A 20,596-nucleotide genomic window follows, 5' to 3' on the forward strand; every position below is an offset into this window, starting at 1 on the left:
TCAGCCGGCGGCCGGCACGGGCGGCGGCGGTGGCGCCGCCGTCGTTCCGGGTGCGGCGGCCGGCGAGTCCGGTCCCGCGGCGGCGGGGCCGCCGGGGCCGGCGCGCAGGTAGGCGGTCAGGAACGTCAGGCCGACGACGCCGATGAAGAGCAGCACCGGGCCGGAGTCGTTGAAGAGCGAGCCGGAGATCGCGGCGCCGAGGCCGCCGAGCAGGCAGGCGCGCCAGACGGGGTCGGTCTCGACCGCCGAGTAGATCCGCCCGCGGTGGCGCCACGCGTACGTCACCGCCAGCGCGCAGAGGATGATCAGCAGCGGGGCATAGCCGCTCTTGAGGATGTTCCAGGCCAGCTCGTAGCGGCGTTGGAACGTGTCGAGCTGGTCGTTGAGGCTGCCGTGCAGGACGGTCCGCGTGAAGTGGCCGTCGCCGCTGGTGACGAGATCGACCGCCGCCAGCGCGGCGAGGCCCGCGACCGGTGTCAGCAGCGCGATCCCGAGCGCCTTCTTCGTGATCCCGCCCGGCAGCATCAGCAGCGTCGCGACCGCCGCGCCGCCGGCGACGGTGAAGATGCCGCCGACGTCCGCGCCCAGCCTGCCGGAGCCCATCACGAGCGCGAGCGCCGCCCCTGCGAGCGCGAACGCGACCGCGCCGCCGCGCGTGCGCTCCCGCCGCCGCAGCGATGCGGCGACCGCGATCAGCATCAGCAGCGTCAGCGCGATCTCCAGCTCGTTGCCGAGCCCGTAGAAGCGCGAGCCCGAGCGCGGGCTGGGGCCGAGCAGCGAGCGGATGATGAGGTGCGAGTTGTTGGCGAGGTCGGCCGTGTACGCCACCAGCCCGACGATGCACGGCACCGCAGGCCCGCGCGGCCATCGCACGAACCGGTCGGTCAGCAGCGCGAGCGTGAACGAGCCGACCGCGATCGCGAACAGCTCCGCCTGCCTGGAGGGCCCGAACGCCGCCGTCGCGAGAACCATCGTCGGCAGCCACATCATCGCCAGCCCGCCGAGGCGGATGCCGAAGCGCACGCCGACACGGTCGCGCAGGATGCCGGCGAGCAGCACGACCGCCAGCCACGTGAAGAGGAACGTCTGGAGCGCGGGCATGCGACGCGCGGCGACGACCGACAGGCGGTTGTCGAGTGCGTCGATCCCGGCTGCGTCGCGCGTGCCCTGCAGGCGGATCGGCTGGCCGCGCACCTCGTCGGGGACGGGGATCCCGAGATGGTCGAGGATCGTCGGCAGCAGGTCGATGCCCGCCGCGACGCCGTCGAGGTGGGTCGTCGCCGACGTGAAGCTGCCGCCCGAGCCCTCTGTCAGGCCGAGGATCCCGGTCCACAGCAGCTGCGGCCCGCGGAACGGCGGCGGCGCCTGCTCGGCGATCAGCAGCTCGTCGTCTCTGCGCTGTCCGATCAGCGCGTCGAGCTGACGGTCGCCGGCGAAGCCGGGCGGCAGCAGCGCGACGACGAAGCGGTGCCGTCTGAGCATCTCCGCGGTCCGGTCGGCGACCGTCTCCGGACGGCCGATCGAGACCGACGGTATCGACCCGCCGCGGTTGCTCGCCGCGATCGCCTCGAGGTTCGGCTCGCCGCTGATCCCGACGAAGCCGACTCCGCCCGGGATCGAGCTGGCGAGCAGGCCGGGCACGGTGTCCGCCGGCGCGCTCTCGGCGCGCAGGACCGCGGAGATCCAGTCGACGATCAGGCCGCCTCTGCCGTCCGGTATGAAGCGCAGGTCGGGCGGGTTCTTCGGGCTGTAGGTGCTCTTGGAGGTGCGCGTCCCCTGCGTGATGTCGAGCAGCGCCTGTATCTGGCTGTAGCCCGACTGGGTCGCACTGATCGCGCCGAGCGCCAGCTCGGGATGGCCGTTCAGATAGCCGAGCACCTGCGGCAGGCCCGTGTCGCCGCCGGGCGGCTCCTGGTCGGGCAGCGGCTCGACGCCGGCGGGTGTGTCGGGCGACAGGGGGAACAGGGCGAGCACCGCGCTCGGCTCCGCCGCGGCCCGCGCCGGCAGCGCGGCGAGGAGGCACGCGGTACCGGCGACGGCGACGAGGAGCAGGAGCGCGCGCAGGCGCAGGCGGCTCGCGCGGGCGGGGGACGGCATGCCCAGAGCTTAAGCGGACGGGTGGTCGGGCGGCGGCGCCGGCAGGCGCAACGTGAAGGTCGCGCCGGGCGGGCCGGCCTCCTCCAGCACGAGCGTCCCGCCCATCCGCTCGGCCAGCTCGCGGCCGATCGCGAGCCCGAGCCCGAAGCCGGCGCCGTCGGCCGTCGAGCCGCGGGCGAAGCGCTGGAAGACGCGTTCGCGCTCGTCCGGCGCGATGCCGGGACCGGCGTCGCGGACGACCAGCGCCGCGGGGCCGCCGTTCGGCGCCGCCCGCAGCAGCACGTCGACGACCTCGTCAGGCGGGCTCGCGCGAACGGCGTTGTCGAGCAGGATCCGCAGGATCTGCGCGACGGCGCCGGGGTCCGCGAGCGCCCACGCCGGGCCGGCGGCACCGCCGGCGTCGAGCCGCGGCACCGGACGCGGCTCGCCGTGGCCGGCGCCCAGCTCGAACTCGGCGATCACCGCACGCGACAGCTCGGCCAGCTCGACCGGCTCGCTGCGCAGCGCGACCTCGGCGTCGATGCGGCTGAGGTCCAGCAGGTCGGCGGCGAGCCGGCCGAGCCGCCGCGCCTGCGCCAGCGCACGCGCGACCTGCTCACGCGCCTCCGCCTGGTCGACCTCGCCGTGCGCCAGCTCGTCATCGAGCAGCTCCAGCATGCCGCGCAGCGAGGCGACCGGCGTGCGCAGCTCGTGCGAGGCAGTCGAGACGAACGCGCGGCGCGCCTCCTCCTGCTGGTGCAGGCGGCGCTGCATCGTCGCGAACGCGCGCGTCAGGTCGCCGACCTCGTCGCTGTTGCGGTCGGCCGGGACCTCCTCGACGTGGCCGTGCTCGGCCAGCTCGACGGTCGCGTCGCGCAACCGCCGCAGCCGCCGCACGAGCGTCGCGGCGAAGCCGAGCCCGAGCAGCAGCGCGATCGCGAGCCCGCTCAGCGCCGCCGTCGCGAACGCTCTGCGAACGACGGCGACGGCGCCGCTGACCTCGCTCACCTGCTTGCGCGCCGCGAGCGCGTAGCGGGAGCCGTCGATCTCGATCGGCAGCGCGACGCGCACGACGTCGTCGCCGGCGAGCGTCCCGGTCGACTCGACCGTTCTCCCGCTGCGCAGCGCCCGCGCGACGTCGTCGAACGGGTCCGACGCCGCGGTCGCGGCGTCGGTCGTGCTGAGGCGGATCGCGTGCGTCGAGTCGAGCAGGTAGACCTGCTGCGCGCCGCTCGAGTCGACGAGGTCGCGCCCGAGGTTCTGCAGCTGGAGCGAGCCGATCGCGAGGCGGGTCCCCTGGAGGTCCTCGAACGCCGGCCGCAGGTCGACGGCCTTCGTCACGAGCGTGTCGAGCTCGGCGTTGCGCAGGCGGCGCTCGAGCGGCGGCAGCAGCGAGAGCGCGGCGACCGCGAGCGTCGCCGCCGCGGTCAGCATCAGCGCGCCGACGATGCGGCCGCGGAGTCCGAGCGCGCCGAAGCGCCGCATCGCGCTACCCGGCCTGGAGCCGGTACCCGGCGCCGCGGACGGTCACGATGTGCCGCGGGCTGTCGGGCTCGGGTTCGAGCTTCTCGCGCAGGTGGCGGACGTGCACGTCGATCGCGCGCGGGTCGCGGTAGGCGCTGTCGCCCCAGATCGCCCGCAGCAGCTCCTGGCGGTTGCGCAGCCGGCCCGGGTCGGCCATCAGCGCCTCCAGCAGCTCGAACTCGGAGAACGTCACGTGGACCGGCTCGCCGTTCATCCGCACCTCCCGGCGCGCGCGGTCGAGCGCGATCGGACCGACTTCGACGAGATCGTCGCTGGCGCCCATCGGGCGCGGCCCGGCCCGCCGCAGGACCGCCCTGATGCGACTGCGCAGCTCGGCCAGCCCGAACGGCTTGGTGACGTAGTCGTCGGCGCCGGCCTCCAGTCCCAGCACCGCGTCCGCCTCGCTGTCGAGCGCCGTCAGCATGATGATCGGGACGACGTTGCGGCGCGCGCGCAGCGTGCGGCAGACCTCGTAGCCGTTCGGACCGGAGCCGAGCGCGACATCGAGCAGCACGACGTCGAACGACTCGCTCGACGCTCGCTCGATCGCCGCCCTCCCGTCCGCGACCGACTGCACGCGATGGCCCTCGCGCGTGAACGAGCGCGTCAGCATCTCGCGCAGATCCGACTCGTCGTCGACGACGAGGATCGTCAGCGACGTGTCCGCATCGTCATGCCACGACGCAGACGCGCTCGACGAGCCGGGCTCAGCCTCCTGCATGGGAATCGATGCTAGATGAAACGGTGGCGTGCGGACGCGGGCGCTCCTGTCACAGTGCCGTCACCGGGAGCTGGCACACTCCCGTCTCGATGAACCTGATTACAGATCCATGGGAGGCCCGTCTGCTGACCGCCGACGACTACATGCTCCCGTGGATCGAGTCGGCCGTCCCGCTCGCCGGCAAGACCGTGCTCGAGTACGGCTGCGGCTACGGTCCTGTCGCGTGTGCGCTCGGCACACGCGTCGGGCAGCACTACGGCTACGACATCGACCCCGGCCCGCTCGCGAAGGCGCGGGACGAGGTCGCCAGGCGCGGCCTCGACAACGTCGAGCTGCGGCACGTGCCGGTCGAGTCGATCCTCGCGGCCGTCGAAGAGCACGCCGGCGAGATCGACGTCTTCCTCTTCTACGCCGTGCTCGAGCACCTCAACGTCGAGGAGCGGCTGGAGGTGCTCTCGCTCGCGCGACGTGTCGTGCGCCCGGACGGGGCGATAGTCATCTGCGAGACGCCGAACCGCCTGATCCTGTGGGACTGGCACTCCAGCCAGGCGCCGTTCTTCGCGCAGCTTCCGGACGAGCTGGCGCTGCGCTACTACGACCGCGCTCCACGTCAGGACTTCGTCGACACGATCCGCGCCGGCGTCGAACAGGGACCCGAAGCCGCCCAGGAGGCGCTGACGCGCTTCGGCCGCGGGATGAGCTTCCACGAGCTGGAACTGGTCTTCGGCGACCTCTCCCGGCACGTGCTCGCGTCCGGCTGGGAGCCGTCGCTGCTGCCGAGCCGCGCGATCCACCCGGAGGAGGTCGCGCTCGCGCGCACGATGGACCAGGCCCGTCCGGACCTCGCACCGGCCTTCTCGCGCTACTGGATCGACGTGGTGCTGAGCGCCTCCCCGATCGCAGCACCGCCGCCGATGCTCCGTCCCTGGCCGATGCACACGCTGGCGAGCCCGGGCGCTGAGTGGACCGGCGCCGAGACCGTGCGGCTTCCCACCACTGAGGTGCGGCTCGTCGCGCCGCTTCCGGCGCGAACCCGCCGCATCGCGATCGGCGCGCTGCCCGACAATCCGGGACCGGCGCAGATCCGGCTCGCGGACCGCACGCGGGGGACGGCGCAGGAGCAGCCGGTCGATTGCGGCGACGGATGGCCGCACTACGCGACCTTCCGTCTTCCCCACGCCGTCGACACGGTCGAGATCGCGCTGGACCGGCCCGGCCAGGTCACGTTCGTCGGCTACGACTCCTGAGCGACCCGGCCCGCGCGGGGCAGATGCCGACCTCTATCTGGCGACGGCCTTGACGACCGCGCGGACCAGCAACGGGTCGAGCCGTCTCTCCGCGTCCGCCAGGCGCTCCCGCAGCTCCTGTTCGCGGGCCTCGGCGTCGAGGCACCGGTGGACCCAGCCCTCGTGCTCGGCGACCAGCGCCGCCTGCTCCTCTTCGAGCTGTCTGAGCCGTGCGGTCGCCGCCTCGTACTTGGCCACCAGCGCGCCCGCACCCGAATCCGATCGTCCGAGCCGGTGCTGCGCGAGGCGCTGGTTCGTGATCCGCAGCGAAGAGTTGGCCCGCTCGAGGTTCCGCATGTAGCGGTTCGCGACAGGCGCCGCCTCGACCTCCATCACGGCGTCCACCTCGTCGGCGTCCACGCCGACGCAGACGACGTAGTGGTTGGCGTACTCGGGCTCGTTGCGGTCGCCCAGCACGACGTGACCGTCGACCTCCGAGCGGTCGCTGTCCGCCTTGCAGAGGAGCGAGCCCTCGGCGAGGTACTGCGTCAGCATCGTCGCCCCGGGAATCGAGCCGATCCGCTCGACCGCCTCCTCCCAGGAGAAGTCCGTCACGTGGTACTCGTTGTCCTCTTCGAGGCCTCTCGAGTTCGGCACCGAGACGATCATCGTCATCCCCGCCGCGGCCAGCTCGTGCAGACGCTCGAGCATCGCGTCGAGGCGGTGGAGATGCTCGAGGCCCTCGAAGCAGACGACGGCGTCGAAGCGCTCGAGGACGTCGGGCCGCTGCAGGAAGTCGACCGCGTCGCCGACCTCGAAGCTGACCGGCACCTCAGCGGACACTCTTGCCGCGGCATCGCCGATCGTGGCCGCGTCGAAGTCGACGCCGTGGACCGAGCCAGCGGTCTCGGCCAGGATCGACGCGCCGTACCCCGAACCGCAGCAGAGGTCGAGGACCCGCTTGTCGCGCAGCAGCGACGCGGCGAGCCGATACCGATGGCGGTGCTCGCACGCGATCAACGTCGGCGCGCTCGCCTCCTCCAGCGTCAGACGTTCCTTGGTGTCCATGCGATCTCCTTCTCGAGCACGTGCGCGTTGATCTCGGCGACGAGACGCGCGGTCTGCGGCAGCCCTATCTCTCGGATCATCGAGTCTCTGCGGACGCGGTAGTCCAGCAGGCGCTCCGGGATCACGAGACCGTGGTGCCCGGCCCGATGCAGCTCCAGGTAGAAGTGCCAGTCCTCGTACGACGTGAGGTCCTGGCTGTAGGCGAACCCGAGATCGAAGATCCGGTGGCGGATGACGGCGGCAGCGTCACCGGCGACGTTGTCGCGGACGATCAGCTCGGTCTCGTTGCCGAGCGGCTGGTAGCCCGTCGAGAGCTCGTCGGTCGGCTCGCCACGCTCGTCGACGTACCGCGACCACGACGTGACGTAGGCCAGCCGCCGATCGGACTCCAGCACGTCGACGCACCGTTCGATGAACGCCGGCGCGATCATGTTGTCCGCGTCCAGCGGCAGCACATAGCGCCCTCGCGCCTGAGCGACGCCGAAGTTGCGCGCGGCCCCGAGCCCTGCGTTCGGCTGCGAGAGGACCGTCAGCGGATAGCGGACGGCAAGCTCCTCGAGGATCCGGTCGGCCTCCCCGAAGGAGCCGTCGTTGACGATCAGGGTCTCCACCTCGGGATACGTCTGGGCGACGACCGAGCGCACGGTGTCCTCGATGAACTCAGACATCCCGTAGTACGGGATCACGACCGACACGAGCGGCGCCGGTCTCGCCGCGCGCGCGCGGCGCAGGGGCCGCGGCCGGCGCTCCTCGTGCAGCGTCGCGTAGCGCTCGACGACCTCGTCGGGATGAGCGAGCGACAGAACGGTGTCGCGCGGGCCGCCCTCACGCCGTGGGCGGCGCGCCGCCTCCCGATCCGCGAGCAGCTGAGCGATCGCGTCGCTCAGCGCCTCGGCCGTCGTGTCGGCGGTGAACCAGCCGTTGACGCCGGGTCGGACCAGCTCCGTGAAGCCTCCCGTCGGCGTGGCGAGCACCGGCCGGTTGCGACGCATCGCCTCCAACGCGACGTACGGCCAGCATTCCCACAGCGAGGGCAGCACGACGACGTCGTGGCGCGAGATCACGTCGCCGAGCTGAGCGCGGGGGACATGGTCGAGAAACTCGATCCGCTCGTCCTCGGCTGCCATCAGCTCGAGCTGCGAGCGCATCGAACCGCCCAGCGGAGCCGTCTCGGTGTCGCCGCCGAGGAGCGTGAGCCGCCAGGCGGGATCGCCGAGCGCGGTGACCGCGCGCAACAGGTTCTGCACGCCCTTGCGGCGCTCGAGCCGACCGATGTACAGCAGCTTCAGCGGACCGGCGCGGTCGACCGTGTCGGTGTCGTCCGGCAGCCCGTCGCCGAGCAGCAGCGGGTTGCGGATCTGCACCGCCGGCGCGAGCCGCTCGGCGCCGTAGAACCGCTCGTAGAGCCCGAGCACGTCGCCGCCGGGCCACAGCAGGAGGTCGGCGTGCCGCAGCGCGAAGCGCTCCAGCTCGTCGTCGACCTGATTCGAGAACTCGGCCGTGTCGTGGTGTCCGTCGAGCACCGCGCACAGCTCGGCGGTCGTGTGCAGACGGACCGCGAGCAGTGAATCGGCGACGCGCGGGTCGTGCGTCGCGCGCGCCTGCGCCAGCACGAAGCCCTCACCGAGGTAGTCCGAGACCTCGATCAGGTCCGGCCCGCCCCCGGGGTAGCGGTCGACGATCGCGTCGAAGACCGCGGAGCTGTAGCGATGGAGCGGGGTGTAGAAGCCTTCGGGCCACGCGGCATCGCGGACGAACACGTACTCGGCGGCCGGCGCCAGCAGCCGGTCGGGATCGCCGCCAGCGCGCAGCTCGTCGTACGCGGCGCGGTGTCCCTCCGTCGTGAAGATCGTGACGTCGTGCCCAGCCCCGGAGAGGATCCGCGCGGTGGTGTCGACGTACTCTCCGATGCCGCCACCGCCGAACGGCGCGAGGCTGCGCGAGACGAGCGCGACCTGCATCGAGCTACGCCAGCGCCCGGCGCGCACGCGCCTTCGCGGCGCGCAGCGGCCGCGTCAGCTTCCACGAGATCGACTGCTCCAGCGCGTTGCGCCCATGCCGCTCGCGGAGCACCAGCTCCTCCATCTCCGCGAGCTGCCGCTCGAGCAGCGCCACGCGATCGTTCATCGCCGTGAGCTCATCGGCCGGGACGGTCTCGTCCCCCTGCTCACGGCTCACGACGGTGTCGCGGACCTCGGCCCACAGCGGCGCCGCCGGGTAGTACCGCTGCTGCAGCACCTCGGGATCGGCCGTCGCCGGGCGCGAGTCGTCGACGACGATCAAGCCGAGCCCGCCCCACAGCTCGTGCCTGAGGCTCGGCTGCTTGAACATGTAGCCCGGGACGCAGTCGAGCTCGACGTACGCGACCTTGCGCCACGCGCGATAGCGCACCGCGTCGACGCCGCGGCGAACCTGCTCGTTGTTGACGTCGTGGATCAGGATCAGCGTCCGTCTGACCGCATCGGAGTCGAGCAGATCCTCGATGTCCCGCTGCACTCCGTCGGAGGAGTGGTCGCCGTCGACCAGCGCGAAGTCGACGTTGCGGCCGTCGGCGGCCAGCTGCGCGAGCAGCTCGGGGAGCAGCACGTGCGAGTCGCCGGGATGCAGCGTCACATGGTCGGGCAGCTCGAGCGACGGCGCGACGAGATCGAAGGAGTGCACCTCCTTCGCGTGGGCGGCGATGCGCCGCAGGCTCGCTCCCTCCGCCGTGCCGATCTCGATCGCCAGCTCAGGCTCGAGCTGCGTCAGCACGCCCTCGAACGCGGCGCGCTCGCCCAGCGACATCTGCCAAATGGTGTCGTCGAAGATCTCCACTGTGTCCCTCAATCGGTTCGGCTGGTTGCTTCGGCGTGCATCTTGCCCGTTCCGGTGAGCCGACCGTGGACCCAGTCCCAGCTCCGCCGGATGCCGACGGTGAGCGGCGTCGCGGCCGACCAGCCGGTCGACGCCGTCAGCCGCGAGCAGTCCAAGGCGGTCGCCGCGACGTCGAGTCCGCGGGACGGCTCGTGCCGGACGGAGACCGGACGATCGGCGGTCTCGCCGACGAGCTCCAGGACGCGACGGAGCGGCACCGCCTCGCCCGAGCCGACGTTGAAGGCTCCGGTCGCGCCTGGCGCCAGCGCCACCTCCACCGTCGCCTCCGCGGCGTCGTCGGCGTAGACGAAGTCGCGGCGGACGTCGAGCCCCCCGAAGACGGTGATCGGCTCGCCGAGCGAGAACGCGCGGCACCATGCGGCGACGACCCCCTGCCCGCGGCGGCCCGTCTGCCCCGGCCCGTAGACGTTCGAGTAGCGCAGGAGCGAGACCTCGAAGCCGTGCCGCTGCGCGAAGAACTCCGCATAGCGCTCCGTCACGACGGAGTTCATGCCGTGGATCGCGATCGGGTCGAGTGGATGGCTCTCGGGCGTCGGGAGCGTGGCGGGCTCTCCGTAGATCGTGCCGCCGGAGGAGGCGAGCACGACGCGCCGCGTGTCCGTCTGGCGCATCGCGTCGAGCACGGTCAGCGCGGTGACGACGGAGTCGACCGTCGACGACGTCAGATGGCGGTCGGCATGGGTCGGCGTCGAGGCGCCTGCAAGAAAGAAGACGACGTCGGCCGCGGCGATCAGGTCCGTCAGCTCCGCCGTCGCCGCGATCGTCCGCTCGACCAGCTCGACCGCCGCGCCGTCGTGCACGCGCTCGAGCAGCCAGGGGTTGAACGAGCGGCTCGCGACCGTCACGGGATGCCCGCGCTCGGCAAGCCTGACGGCGACGTGCCCTCCGAGCAGTCCACCACCGAGCACGAGCGCCCTCGCGGGCGCGTCGTCACACGGCATCTTCGGCCCGTGCCCTATGCGTTCGCGCGGCGACGGTGCGGCGAAACACCGCGCCGTTCGTGGCCCAAGTGGTTTGCATCATCAGAGGAGCGCGCCGATGCATCGCACTACGGCGCAGCAGGTGGCGGAGCATAGCAATCCACTCGAACGGATCGGAGCGCTCAACACGGTCGACGCGCACCGGCGATAAGGTCACGGCGATGCTGACGACCAGCGGCCAGGCGCCCCGTGCGAACACCATGACCAGACGAGCCGCGCTCGAGTACGCCGGTGTGGCGGCGATCTTCGTTCTGGTCACGGCAGTCGTCGCGCTCGGCTTCTGGCCCGGGCGGATGAACGCCGACACACTCGTTCAGATCGCCCAGATCCGGGGCAACTACTACACCAACCACCACGCGCCGATCTTGCAGGCGCTGTGGCGCCCGTTCTTCGTCAACGGTGCGGGGCCTGGCTGGGTCCTGACCGCGCAGACGCTCTGCTTCATGTCCGGCGCCTGGCTGATCTTCCGGCTCACGTTCCGCCGCGTGCCGGCGGCGCTCGCCGCCGCCGTCGTCGCGTTCACGCCGCCGACGTTCGGGTCGCTCGGCCTGATCGGTCGCGACGTGTGGTTCTTGAGCCTCCTGCTGCTGTCTTTTGGACTCGTCGCAACCGCATACCGCTGCGCGGGGCGCAAGCGCACGCTCGTGTGCGTCGGCGCCGTCCTTGCCGCATGGCTCGCGCTCGCCGCGCGTCAGAACGCCGCCGTCTCGGTCGTCGTGCCGATCGTGGCCGTGGCGTTTCTCGTGCTGCGCAACTGGCGCGGCGATCGCTGGGGTGCGAGAGGGCTCGTCGTGCGCTCGGTCGCCGCAGGGGTGCTCGCGACGCTCGCCATGATGATGAGCCTGACCGTGGTCAAGGATGCGATCGGCGTGACCCCGGCGTACCCGACGGGATCGCTCTTCGCATACGACCTCGCGATGTACTCGCTCGACGACGGCACGAATCGATTTCCGGCGTCAATCCTGCCCCAACGCGACATGACGCAGATCCAGCAGCTCGCGAACGTGGACTCGGCCAACGCGCTCGTGGCGTCGCCGACATCGCCCATCAGATGGCCGATCAGCAAGCACGTCGACGGGGTGTTGCAGGATGCATGGATCGACCGGGTGACCGCCGATCCGCTCGGCTATCTGCGGATCCGAACCCGGCTGTTCCTGCGACAGATCGCGCTGACACGAGATGCCGTGTGGACATACCACCCGTTCATCGACCCGAATCCGTGGGGATATCGGACGACCTTCCCGTGGGCCAACGACATCGCCAACGACTACGAGGACGCATTCGCCGATGCGCAGCTGAACGGCAACACCGTCTTCGCCGTCTGGATCTACCTGCTCGCGAGTGCCGTGGCCGTGGTGTTGTGCCTGCGGCGGCGCACGACCGTCCGAGTACTGATCGCGGGGCTGGCCGCGATGCCCCTGCTCTACCAGGCCGGCCTCTACTTCGGCGCGATGGGCACCATATTCCGGTTCGAGTACCCCGCGGTCGTGCTCGGGACTATCGTCATGGTGTTCGGCGTGCAACGCGCGTGGCAGCTCCGGCCCGCCGCCATGCGTGGCCGACGTCACGCCGGTGCGTGAAAGACGCGCCGCCGCAGCAGCACGAACGCGACGAGCGAGGCCACCGGCACGCACAAGAGGTAGGCGACCGTGTCCGTGACATTCAGCAGGTCTGGAAGCAGCGCGGTGCTACCGGCGGCGACGGCGTACTGAACCGCACCGATCACGACGTAGCTGCGCACCTGCGCTGACAACGAGAGCGCGAACTCGTCTCGTCCGCCGAACACGAACGTCCGTTGCAGCGTGAAGTGGAGGACGATCGCCGCGATGTATGCCAGCAGGATCGCGAGCTGGATCGGAAGTCCGACGAGATCAGACAGGACGACCGTCCCGCCGATGTAGACGCAGGCGACAGTCCCGCCGGCGATCAGATAGCGGCCCAGCTGGCCGGCGAGCGGGTGGCGGAGGAGGTCGCGCACGCAGCGACGGTAGCGCGACCTGAGGCAGCGGTGATCTGACGCAGCCGTCCATATACTTGCCCCGGTGCCAACTTCTGCTGACGCTCGTCCCCACGTCACCGACACCGATGCCGTCCACGGCGAACACGGTTTCGGATTCCTCGATCGGCTCGGCATCGTCCTGCGTTCGCGCGCCGTGCTCTCATTCGCTCGCCGTGAGCGTCCGGCGGCCGTACTCGACCTCGGCTGCGGCTACGACGCCGGCCTGCTCAGACAGCTCGCGCCGCATGTCACGAGATTGGTCGGTGTCGATCTGCGCGTTAGCGCAGCAGCAAAGGCGCTGCCGGGCTCGCTGTTCCTCGAGCAGCGCATCGACGAAGCGCTCGCAGCGCTGGACGAGGGCGCGTTCGACCTTGTGACGATGATGTCGGTGCTCGAGCACCTCGAAGACGGTCCAGCGACCCTCGCCGGCTGCCACCGCGTCCTGCGACCGGGCGGCACGCTGATCGTGCACGTTCCGACCTGGCAGGGGAAGCCGGTGCTCGAATGGTTCGCGTTCAGACGCGGGGTCGCGACCGAAGGCATCAACGACCACCGCATGTACTACGGCGTACGAGATCTCTGGCCGCCGTTGATCGCCGCGGGCTTCGAGCCACGCAACGTGCGAATGCGCTACCACACCGGTGGGTTCGCGTTGCGCGCCGTTGCCAGACGAGCCGCCTGATCTGATGCTGATCACCCGCACCCCGCTCCGCATCTCGATCGGAGGCGGCGGCACCGATCTGCCGTCGTACTACCGGCGACGCTCCGGCTTCTGCGTCTCGGCTGCGATCAACAGATACATGTTCATCGGCCTGAACCGGACGTTCACCGACGACTACCTGCTCAAGTACTCGGGGCTGGAGCGTCGCGAACGGATCGACGAGATCGAGCACGCGATCGTGCGCGAGGCGTTCCGCAAGCACGAGATCCCCGCCGGCGTCGAGATGGTCTCGATGGCGGACATCCCGTCCGGTACCGGCCTCGGTTCCTCCGGCTCGTTCACAGTCGGGCTGCTGCGCGCGATCTACGCACACAAGCGCGAGCACGTCACAGCGGGCGCACTCGCCGAGGAAGCGGCGCACATCGAGATCGACCTGCTCGGCCAGCCAGTCGGCAAGCAGGATCAGTACATCGCCGCGTTCGGCGGGCTGACGTGCTTCGAGTTCGGCGAGGACGACCGCGTCTCGGTGCGCCCTCTCGCGGTCTCGCAGGAGACGCTTCACGAGCTGGAGGAGCGGCTGCTGCTGTTCTTCACCGGCTACTCGCGCGCCGCGGGCTCGATCCTCCAGGACCAGCACACGAAGTCCGAGTCCGGCGACGACGCGATGCTGGCCAACCTCGACGAGACGAAGGAGCTCGGCCGCCGCATCGCCGACGCGCTCGAAGACGGCCGCCCAGAGGAGTTCGGGACGATGATGCGCGAGCACTGGGAGCGCAAGCGCGCTCGCTCGGAGGGCATGTCGAACCCGGCGATCGACCGCTGGTACGAGGCGGGCCTGGCCGGCGGCGCGGTCGGCGGCAAGCTCGTCGGCGCCGGAACCGGCGGCTTCCTGATGTTCTACGCCTCCGACCCGGCTGGTGTGCGTGCGGCGATGGCGGCCGAAGGGCTCAGAGAGACGCGCTTCCAGTTCGATCTCGACGGCTCCAGCGTGATCGTCCGCGACTAGGCGCGACGCCGAGCGGAGAACCTTCCTGTGCAATGCGTCATCCTCGCCGGCGGGCTCGCCACGCGCCTGCGGCCGATCACCGAGCAGATTCCGAAGGCGCTCGTGCCGGTGTGCGGCCGCCCGTTCGCCGACTGGCAGCTCGGCTGGCTCGCCGGTCAGGGCGTCACGGACGTCGTCTTCTCGATTGGGTACCTTGGTGAGCAGATCGTCGAGCACGTCGGCGACGGCGCTCGCACGGGCCTGTCCGTTCGGTACGTGGATGAGGGGACGAACCTGCGTGGGACCGCAGGCGCGCTGCGACTCGCATACGATGCCGGCGTCCTCGCCGAAGATTTTGGGGTGCTGTACGGCGACTCTTACCTCTCTGCTCCGTTGCAGCACGTATGGGCGGACTTCCGCGCGAGCAGACCCGACGCATTGATGACCGTGTATCGCAACGACAACCGCTTCGACCGCTCCAACGCCCGCCTCGACACAGACGGCATGGTCACGTATGACAAGACGGTCGCCGATCCCGCCGCGGCCGGCATGCACTGGATCGACTACGGGTTCCTGGTGCTCGACCGCGAGCGCGTGATCCCGCGGATCCCCGCCGGTGAGGTCTTCGACCTCGCCACCGTCCAGCGCGAGCTGTCCGAAGCCGGAAGGCTCGCGGGCTACGAGGTCCATGACCGCTTCTACGAGATCGGCTCGCCCGAGGGTCTCGCCGAGCTGGAGGCGCACCTGACCACCACGACCGAGGAACGCTCGTGACCAGCTCGACCGCACCCGTTCTCGACGATCCCGAGATCGAGCTGCTCGTTCCCGCGAACGACGTCGTCGATCCCGAGATCTCGATCGTGATCCCGGCGCTCAACGAGCGGCTGACGATCGAGGACTTCGTCGCTTGGTGCCACGAAGGTCTGGAGGCCGCGGGCGTGCGCGGCGAGATCGTGATCGTCGACTCCTCGACTGACGGCACCGCGGAGATGGCCGTCGCCGCGGGCGCCCGGGTTCTGCGCGTTCCCAAGCGCGGGCTCGGCCGCGCCTACTTGGACGCGATTCCTTACATCCGCGCGCCGTGGGTGGTCATGGGCGACGCCGACTGCACGTACGACTTCCGTCTGCTGTCGCCGTTCGTCGAAGCGTTTCGCGAAGGCTTCGAGTACGTGATGGGCTCGCGCTGGAAGGGCTCGATCGAACCCGGTGCGATGCCGCGACTGCACCAGTACTTCGGCACGCCCGGCACGACGTGGATCCTCAACCGCGTCTACGGCTCCCGCTTCTCGGACATCCATTGCGGCATGCGCGGCATCACACGCGACGCGCTCGTGCGGATGGACCTCCACTCGCAGTCGTGGGAGTACGCCTCCGAGATGGTGCTGAAGTCGGTGCACATGCAGTTGCGCACAGCGGAGGTGCCGGTCCGTTTCCTGAAGGACCGCGACGGACGCCTCAGCCACCACAAGCGCAGCGGCTGGTTCTCGCCGTGGCAGGCGGCGTGGATCAACCTGCGCGCGATGTTCGTCTACGGCTCGGACTTCTTCCTCTTCAAACCGGGCATCCTGCTGATGCTGATCGGCGCGCTGCTGACGCTGCCAGCGAGCTTCGGCGAGTTCGCGGTCGGACCGGTTACGTTGTCGCTGAACTGGCAGTTCCTCGGCGTCGCGACCCTCGCGGTCGGGGCGCAGGCGTTCTTCCTCGGGTGCATCGCCCAAGTCCTGTTCGACTACACCGGCCGGTACAAGAAGCGATGGGAACGCATCTTCCCGTACAGCCGCTCGGTGCTGATCGCGTTCCTCCTCGTCGTGGTGGGCATCGGCCTCGCGATCCCGCTGCTGGTCACCTACATCGACAACGACCTGCGGCTCGGTCACGTCGTCGCGCCCCAGAACCACCTCGCGGTGACGGGGCTCGCCGCCGTGATCGTCGGCTTCCAGCTGTTCGTCTCGACCCTCGTGCTGCACGCCACCGTCGTCGCCACGACGCGCGGGCGTCCCTTCGTCCACCGCCACGACCAAGGTTGACCGTGTCCTACATCAAGTATTACGGCCGTCTCGCGCGCTACTCGGCCTATTCGGTCGCGAAGGGGGTTGCGCTGCCGTTCGTCCGCACCGAGGCGGTGCGCAGCGGGGCCCACGAGATGGCCTATCCGATCTCGACCTACGCGCCGTGGCAGTCCGACCAGGAGTTCCAGCAGGTGTACGGCGCCGTCAAGCGCAACACGCTCGTCGACGTGTGGCGCTGCCACGAGCTGTGGAGCCTGCTCGCTGAGCTGCGCGAAGTGCCGGGCGCGATCATCGAGGTCGGCGTCTGGCGCGGCGGCACCGGGGCGCTGATGGCCTCCCGCGCGAAGCGCCTCGGGATCACGGACTCGGTCTATCTCTGCGACACGTGGACCGGCGTCGTCAAGACGAGCGCGGTCGACACGTACTACAGGGACGGCAGACACGACGACACGTCCCGCCCGATCGTCGAGCAGCTCGTCTCACGGATGGCGCTCGACAACGTCAGGCTGCTCCAGGGCATGTTCCCGGAGGAGACCGCCGACCAGGTCACGGACGGCACGTTCCGCCTCTGTCACATCGACGTCGACGTCTATCAGTCGGCCAAGGACGTGCTCGAGTGGGCGTGGCCGAAGCTGTCGCCCGGCGGCGTCGTCGTGTTCGACGACTACGGCTGCCCGGCCACCCCCGGCGTGACGAAGCTGGTCGACGAGCAGCGGATGCACGACGACCGCCTCGTGATCCACAACCTCAACGGACATGGCCTCGTCCTCAAGCGCTGAGGCCGGGGAGCTGATCCACCGCATGACTTCGTTCGCCGAGACCTACCTCGAAGAGACCGTCCGCATCGTCAACGCGCTCGACGCGGAGGCGATCGAGGCGATCGTCGCGGGGCTGCGGACCGTGCGCGACGGCGACGGCCGCCTCTTCATCCTCGGCGTCGGCGGATCGGCCGGCCACGCCTCCCACGCGGTCAACGACTTCCGCAAGATCTGCGGCTTCGAGGCGTACGCGCCGACCGACAACGTCTCCGAGCTGACCGCGCGCACGAACGACGAGGGCTGGGACACGACCTTCTCGGCGTGGCTGCGCGGTTCGCGCCTGCGCCGCGGCGACGCGCTGCTGGTCTACTCCGTCGGCGGCGGCGACGCCGAGCGCAACGTCAGCGCCAACCTCGTCGCGGCGATCGACCTCGCGGCCGAGGTCGGCGCGTCGGTGTACGGCATCATCGGACGCGACGGCGGGCACACGGCGCGCGTGGCCGACGCCTGCGTCGTCGTCCCGCCGCTCGTCGGCGAGCGCATCACGCCGCACACGGAGGGGCTGTGCGCCGTCGTCTGGCACCTGCTCGTCTCCCACCCCGACCTCCAGCTGACCGCCACGAAGTGGGAGTCCACGACGGCCGGCGAGCCGGTCTCGTGAGCGCCGCCGTCAGACGCGCCCGCGTGATCGTCGTCGGCGGCGCCGGCTTCATCGGCAGCCACTTCACCGACGCCCTGCTCGCCGATCCGGGGACGCAGCGGGTCACGCTCTACGACAACTTCTCCTCCGGGCAGGAGTGGCACTACGCCCATCACATCGACGACGAGCGCCTGCGGATCGTGCGCGCGGACGTCGGCGACCTCGACGCGCTGTGCGCCGCGATGGACGGCCACGACCTCGTGATCCACCTCGCCTCCAACCCCGACATCGCCGCCGCGATGACGAACCCGGCGATCGACTTCGACGAGGGCACGCTGCTGACGCACCACGTCTGCGAGGCGATGCGGCGAACCGACACGCCGCGGATCGCCTACGCCTCCGGCAGCGGTATCTACGGCGACCTCGGCGAGCACGCGGCGGACGAGGACCACGGTCCGCTCGTGCCGGTCTCGACGTACGGCGCGAGCAAGCTCGCCGGCGAGGCGCTGATCTCCTCCTACGCGTACATGTTCGACCGCCAGGGATTCGCGTTCCGCTTCGGCAACGTCGTCGGCCGGCGCCAGACGCACGGCGTCGGGTTCGACTTCGTGCGCCGGCTGCTCGCCGACCCGACCGGCCTCGACGTGCTCGGCGACGGGTCGCAGTCGAAGTCGTACGTGCTCGTGACCGACGTCGTGCGCGCCGTCCTCGGCGTCGTCGACGCGGGTGCCGGCGCGCCGCCGTTCAGCGCCCACAACATCGCGACGGGGGACTACATCACCGTGCGCGAGATCGCCGAGCTGGCGGTCGAGGTCGCCGGGCTCGACCGTTCCGCCGTCGACGTGCGCTACGGCGAGTCCAACCGCGGCTGGAAGGGCGACGTCCCGATCGTGCGACTGAACACCGACCGCATCCGCGCGACCGGCTGGGCGCCGTCGACAGGCTCCGCCGGTGCGCTGAAGGCGTCGATGGAGAGCATGCTGGCCGACCTGCGCGCGGGGGAGCCGGCGTGAGCAAGGCGGTCTTCCTCGATCGCGACGGCACGCTCAACGCCGCGGTGATCCGCGACGAGCGGCCGTACCCGCCGGCGACGCCCGGCGAGCTCGAGCTGATCGACGGCGTCGCGGACGCGTGCGCCGAGCTGACCGGTGCCGGCTTCAAGCTCGTCTGCATCACCAACCAGCCCGACATCGCCCGCGGCACGCAGGAGCGCGCGACGGTCGACGCGATCAACGCGCGGCTGCTCGAGCTGCTGGCGCTCGACGAGATCGTCGTCTGCCCCCACGACGACGCCGACGACTGCCCCTGCCGCAAGCCGCGGCCCGGGATGATCCTCGACAGCGCGGAGCGCCTCGGCATCGACCTCGCCCGCTCGGTGACGGTCGGCGATCGCTGGCGGGACGTCGACGCCGGCCACGGCGCCGGGACCCGCACCGTCTTCATCGACAGGGGCTACGCGGAGCAGCAGCCGGCCGCGCAGCCGGACCTGACCGTTTCCGACCTGAAGGAGAGCATCCCTTGGATACTCGCGTCCACGCTGTGACGGTCGCAGCGCCACGCTCTGCCAGCGACCTGACCGTGCGCGTCTTCGCAGACGGCGCCGATCTGGACGGCATTCGCGCGCTCGCAGCGGACGCCGGGATCGCCGGTTTCACCACGAACCCGACGCTGATGCGCAAGGCCGGCATCAGCGACTACGAGCGGTTCGCGCACGACGCGCTCGCGCTCGTCGGCGAGCGGCCGATCTCGTTCGAGGTCTTCAGCGACGACCACGCCGACATGGAGCGCCAGGCGCTCAAGATCGCCGGCTGGGGCGACAACGTCTACGTCAAGATCCCGGTCACCAACACGCAGGGCGTCGCGAGCGAGGACCTGCTCCGCCGGCTCGTCGCCGTCGGCGTGAAGGTCAACGTGACCGGCCTGATGACGCTGGAGCAGGTCGAGAAGGTCGCGGACGCCGTCGCGGGCGACGTGCCGTCGAACATCTCCGTCTTCGCCGGTCGCGTCGCCGACACGGGCGTCGATCCCGTCCCGCTGATGACGAGCGCGCTGGCGATCATGGCCGAAGCCGCGCCGAGCGCCGAGCTGATCTGGGCGTCCCCCCGCGAGGTGCTCAACATCGTCCAGGCCGATCAGGTCGGCTGCCACATCATCACGGTCACGCACGACCTGCTGAAGAAGCTCTCGCTGCTCGGGCACGACCACACCCGGTTCTCGCTCGAGACGGTGAGAATGTTCCACGACGACGCGAGCGCGGCGGGGTTCACCCTGTGAGCGAGGCCGCCGTGAGCTCCGTCGACGACTGGGACAAGCACTGGAGCGACTACTCCGACGCCGTCGAGCACAATCCGGCGCAGGATTTCCGCCGCCGGCTCGTGATCTCGCTGCTGGAGCGTTCGGGACAGCCGCGGCGGTTGCTCGACGTCGGATCTGGCACCGGTGATCTGATGGCGGTTGCGCGGACGTGTTGGCCGCAGGCCGAGCTGGTCGGCGCGGAGATCTCGAAGGGCGGAGTCCGCATCTCGCGGGAGAAGGTGCCGAGCGCGGAGTTCCACGTCGTCGACCTGCTCGACGGCAGCCCGCCGCCCGCCGGACGCGAGCACTGGGCGACGCACGCGGTCTGCTCCGAGGTTCTCGAGCACGTCGACGATCCGACCGGCCTGCTGGTCAACGCACGTGCGTGGCTCGCGCCCGGCTGCCATCTCGTCGTCACCGTCCCCGGCGGGCCGATGTCCGCGTTCGACAGGCACATCGGCCACCGGCGCCACTTTACCCCGGTCGATCTCGCCGCGATCCTCGGACGCGCCGGCTACGACGTCGAGCTGTGCGGCGGCGCGGGCTTCCCCTTCTTCAACCTCTACCGCTCGGCTGTGATCGCGCGCGGAGACCGGTTGATCACCGACGTCTCATCGGAGCAGCAGCAGTCGCTCGGGCTCGGCGCGCGCCTCACCATGACCGCCTTCGGCGCGCTCTTCCGGCTCAACCTTCCGGTCGGCGCCCACGGCTGGCAGACGGTCGCCGTCGCGCGCCTGCCGTAGCCGGACCGGCTACCGCAGCGCGCGACGGGGATCCACG

At 70.7% G+C, this 20,596-nt stretch carries 20 protein-coding genes; 12 read left to right on the plus strand and 8 right to left on the minus strand.

Annotated features, from left to right (window positions below):
• The 3 genes from CWOE_RS27395 to CWOE_RS27405 are packed head-to-tail and all read right to left on the minus strand — an operon-like array spanning position 1 to position 4,321.
• Positions 1 to 2,097, minus strand: a complete 2,097-nt coding sequence (locus CWOE_RS27395) for a hypothetical protein (RefSeq protein ID WP_012936910.1) — start codon at positions 2,095 to 2,097, stop codon at positions 1 to 3.
• A 9-nt stretch (positions 2,098 to 2,106) separates the two neighbouring features.
• Positions 2,107 to 3,561 carry a sensor histidine kinase gene (locus CWOE_RS31615; protein WP_012936911.1) on the minus strand — a complete coding sequence of 485 codons (1,455 nt, stop codon included), beginning with the start codon at positions 3,559 to 3,561 and terminating at the stop codon, positions 2,107 to 2,109.
• Between the two features lie 4 nt (positions 3,562 to 3,565).
• The gene (locus tag CWOE_RS27405) at positions 3,566 to 4,321 is read right to left on the minus strand and encodes a response regulator transcription factor (protein WP_012936912.1); all 756 of its coding nucleotides are present in this window, start codon (positions 4,319 to 4,321) and stop codon (positions 3,566 to 3,568) included.
• A gap of 89 nt (positions 4,322 to 4,410) precedes the next feature.
• Between CWOE_RS27405 and CWOE_RS31620 the strand changes: the two genes are divergently transcribed.
• Complete coding sequence (locus CWOE_RS31620; protein WP_012936913.1) at positions 4,411 to 5,568, plus strand: class I SAM-dependent methyltransferase; 1,158 nt, start codon at positions 4,411 to 4,413, stop codon at positions 5,566 to 5,568.
• Between the two features lie 33 nt (positions 5,569 to 5,601).
• Here CWOE_RS31620 and CWOE_RS31625 read toward each other — a convergent pair whose 3' ends face one another.
• Genes CWOE_RS31625 through CWOE_RS27435 form a run of 4 tightly spaced genes read right to left on the minus strand, consistent with a single transcriptional unit; the run spans position 5,602 to position 10,430 of the window.
• Positions 5,602 to 6,615 carry a class I SAM-dependent methyltransferase gene (locus tag CWOE_RS31625; protein WP_012936914.1) on the minus strand — a complete coding sequence of 338 codons (1,014 nt, stop codon included), beginning with the start codon at positions 6,613 to 6,615 and terminating at the stop codon, positions 5,602 to 5,604.
• Complete coding sequence (locus tag CWOE_RS27425; protein ID WP_012936915.1) at positions 6,594 to 8,576, minus strand: glycosyltransferase; 1,983 nt, start codon at positions 8,574 to 8,576, stop codon at positions 6,594 to 6,596. The genes CWOE_RS31625 and CWOE_RS27425 overlap by 22 nt, the downstream gene beginning before the upstream one ends.
• 4 nt (positions 8,577 to 8,580) lie before the next feature.
• Positions 8,581 to 9,399, minus strand: a complete 819-nt coding sequence (locus tag CWOE_RS27430) for a class I SAM-dependent methyltransferase (RefSeq protein ID WP_236262179.1) — start codon at positions 9,397 to 9,399, stop codon at positions 8,581 to 8,583.
• 38 nt (positions 9,400 to 9,437) lie between these two features.
• Positions 9,438 to 10,430 carry an NAD-dependent epimerase/dehydratase family protein gene (locus CWOE_RS27435; protein ID WP_012936917.1) on the minus strand — a complete coding sequence of 331 codons (993 nt, stop codon included), beginning with the start codon at positions 10,428 to 10,430 and terminating at the stop codon, positions 9,438 to 9,440.
• A gap of 200 nt (positions 10,431 to 10,630) precedes the next feature.
• Here CWOE_RS27435 and CWOE_RS27440 point away from each other — a divergent pair, with 200 nt between their 5' ends.
• On the plus strand, positions 10,631 to 12,049 hold the full coding sequence (locus tag CWOE_RS27440; RefSeq protein ID WP_012936918.1) for a hypothetical protein: 1,419 nt from the start codon (positions 10,631 to 10,633) through the stop codon (positions 12,047 to 12,049).
• Here CWOE_RS27440 and CWOE_RS27445 read toward each other — a convergent pair.
• Positions 12,034 to 12,447: a GtrA family protein gene (locus CWOE_RS27445; protein ID WP_012936919.1), complete on the minus strand. Its 414-nt coding sequence runs from the start codon at positions 12,445 to 12,447 to the stop codon at positions 12,034 to 12,036. The two genes, CWOE_RS27440 and CWOE_RS27445, sit on opposite strands and share 16 nt — an antisense overlap.
• Before the next feature lie 64 nt (positions 12,448 to 12,511).
• On the opposite strand from CWOE_RS27445, the gene CWOE_RS31630 reads away from it, so the two are divergent.
• From CWOE_RS31630 to CWOE_RS27495, 10 genes are read left to right on the plus strand one after another with little or no spacing between them, the layout of a single operon-like run.
• A complete protein-coding gene (locus CWOE_RS31630) occupies positions 12,512 to 13,150 on the plus strand; it encodes a class I SAM-dependent methyltransferase (protein WP_012936920.1) in 639 nt (212 codons plus the stop codon).
• Between the two features lie 4 nt (positions 13,151 to 13,154).
• The gene (locus tag CWOE_RS27455) at positions 13,155 to 14,135 is read left to right on the plus strand and encodes a GHMP family kinase ATP-binding protein (RefSeq protein ID WP_012936921.1); all 981 of its coding nucleotides are present in this window, start codon (positions 13,155 to 13,157) and stop codon (positions 14,133 to 14,135) included.
• Between the two features lie 27 nt (positions 14,136 to 14,162).
• Positions 14,163 to 14,888, plus strand: coding sequence for a sugar phosphate nucleotidyltransferase (locus tag CWOE_RS27460; RefSeq protein WP_012936922.1), 726 nt, complete (start codon positions 14,163 to 14,165; stop codon positions 14,886 to 14,888).
• A complete protein-coding gene (locus CWOE_RS27465; RefSeq protein WP_012936923.1) occupies positions 14,885 to 16,141 on the plus strand; it encodes a glycosyltransferase family 2 protein in 1,257 nt (418 codons plus the stop codon). The genes CWOE_RS27460 and CWOE_RS27465 overlap by 4 nt, the downstream gene beginning before the upstream one ends.
• 2 nt (positions 16,142 to 16,143) lie before the next feature.
• The gene (locus CWOE_RS27470; RefSeq protein ID WP_012936924.1) at positions 16,144 to 16,902 is read left to right on the plus strand and encodes a TylF/MycF/NovP-related O-methyltransferase; all 759 of its coding nucleotides are present in this window, start codon (positions 16,144 to 16,146) and stop codon (positions 16,900 to 16,902) included.
• A gap of 22 nt (positions 16,903 to 16,924) precedes the next feature.
• Positions 16,925 to 17,542, plus strand: coding sequence for an SIS domain-containing protein (locus CWOE_RS27475; RefSeq protein ID WP_012936925.1), 618 nt, complete (start codon positions 16,925 to 16,927; stop codon positions 17,540 to 17,542).
• Positions 17,539 to 18,534: an NAD-dependent epimerase/dehydratase family protein gene (locus CWOE_RS27480; RefSeq protein WP_012936926.1), complete on the plus strand. Its 996-nt coding sequence runs from the start codon at positions 17,539 to 17,541 to the stop codon at positions 18,532 to 18,534. Before CWOE_RS27475 ends, CWOE_RS27480 begins: the two co-directional genes overlap by 4 nt.
• On the plus strand, positions 18,531 to 19,064 hold the full coding sequence (locus tag CWOE_RS27485) for a D-glycero-alpha-D-manno-heptose-1,7-bisphosphate 7-phosphatase (RefSeq protein WP_012936927.1): 534 nt from the start codon (positions 18,531 to 18,533) through the stop codon (positions 19,062 to 19,064). The genes CWOE_RS27480 and CWOE_RS27485 overlap by 4 nt, the downstream gene beginning before the upstream one ends.
• A 35-nt stretch (positions 19,065 to 19,099) precedes the next feature.
• Complete coding sequence (locus tag CWOE_RS27490; protein ID WP_148261392.1) at positions 19,100 to 19,795, plus strand: transaldolase; 696 nt, start codon at positions 19,100 to 19,102, stop codon at positions 19,793 to 19,795.
• Positions 19,796 to 19,806: 11 nt separating this feature from the next.
• Positions 19,807 to 20,559, plus strand: a complete 753-nt coding sequence (locus CWOE_RS27495) for a class I SAM-dependent methyltransferase (protein ID WP_012936929.1) — start codon at positions 19,807 to 19,809, stop codon at positions 20,557 to 20,559.
• Positions 20,560 to 20,596 lie beyond the last annotated feature (37 nt).

The organism is Conexibacter woesei DSM 14684, assembly GCF_000025265.1.
Lineage (GTDB): Bacteria > Actinomycetota > Thermoleophilia > Solirubrobacterales > Solirubrobacteraceae > Conexibacter > Conexibacter woesei.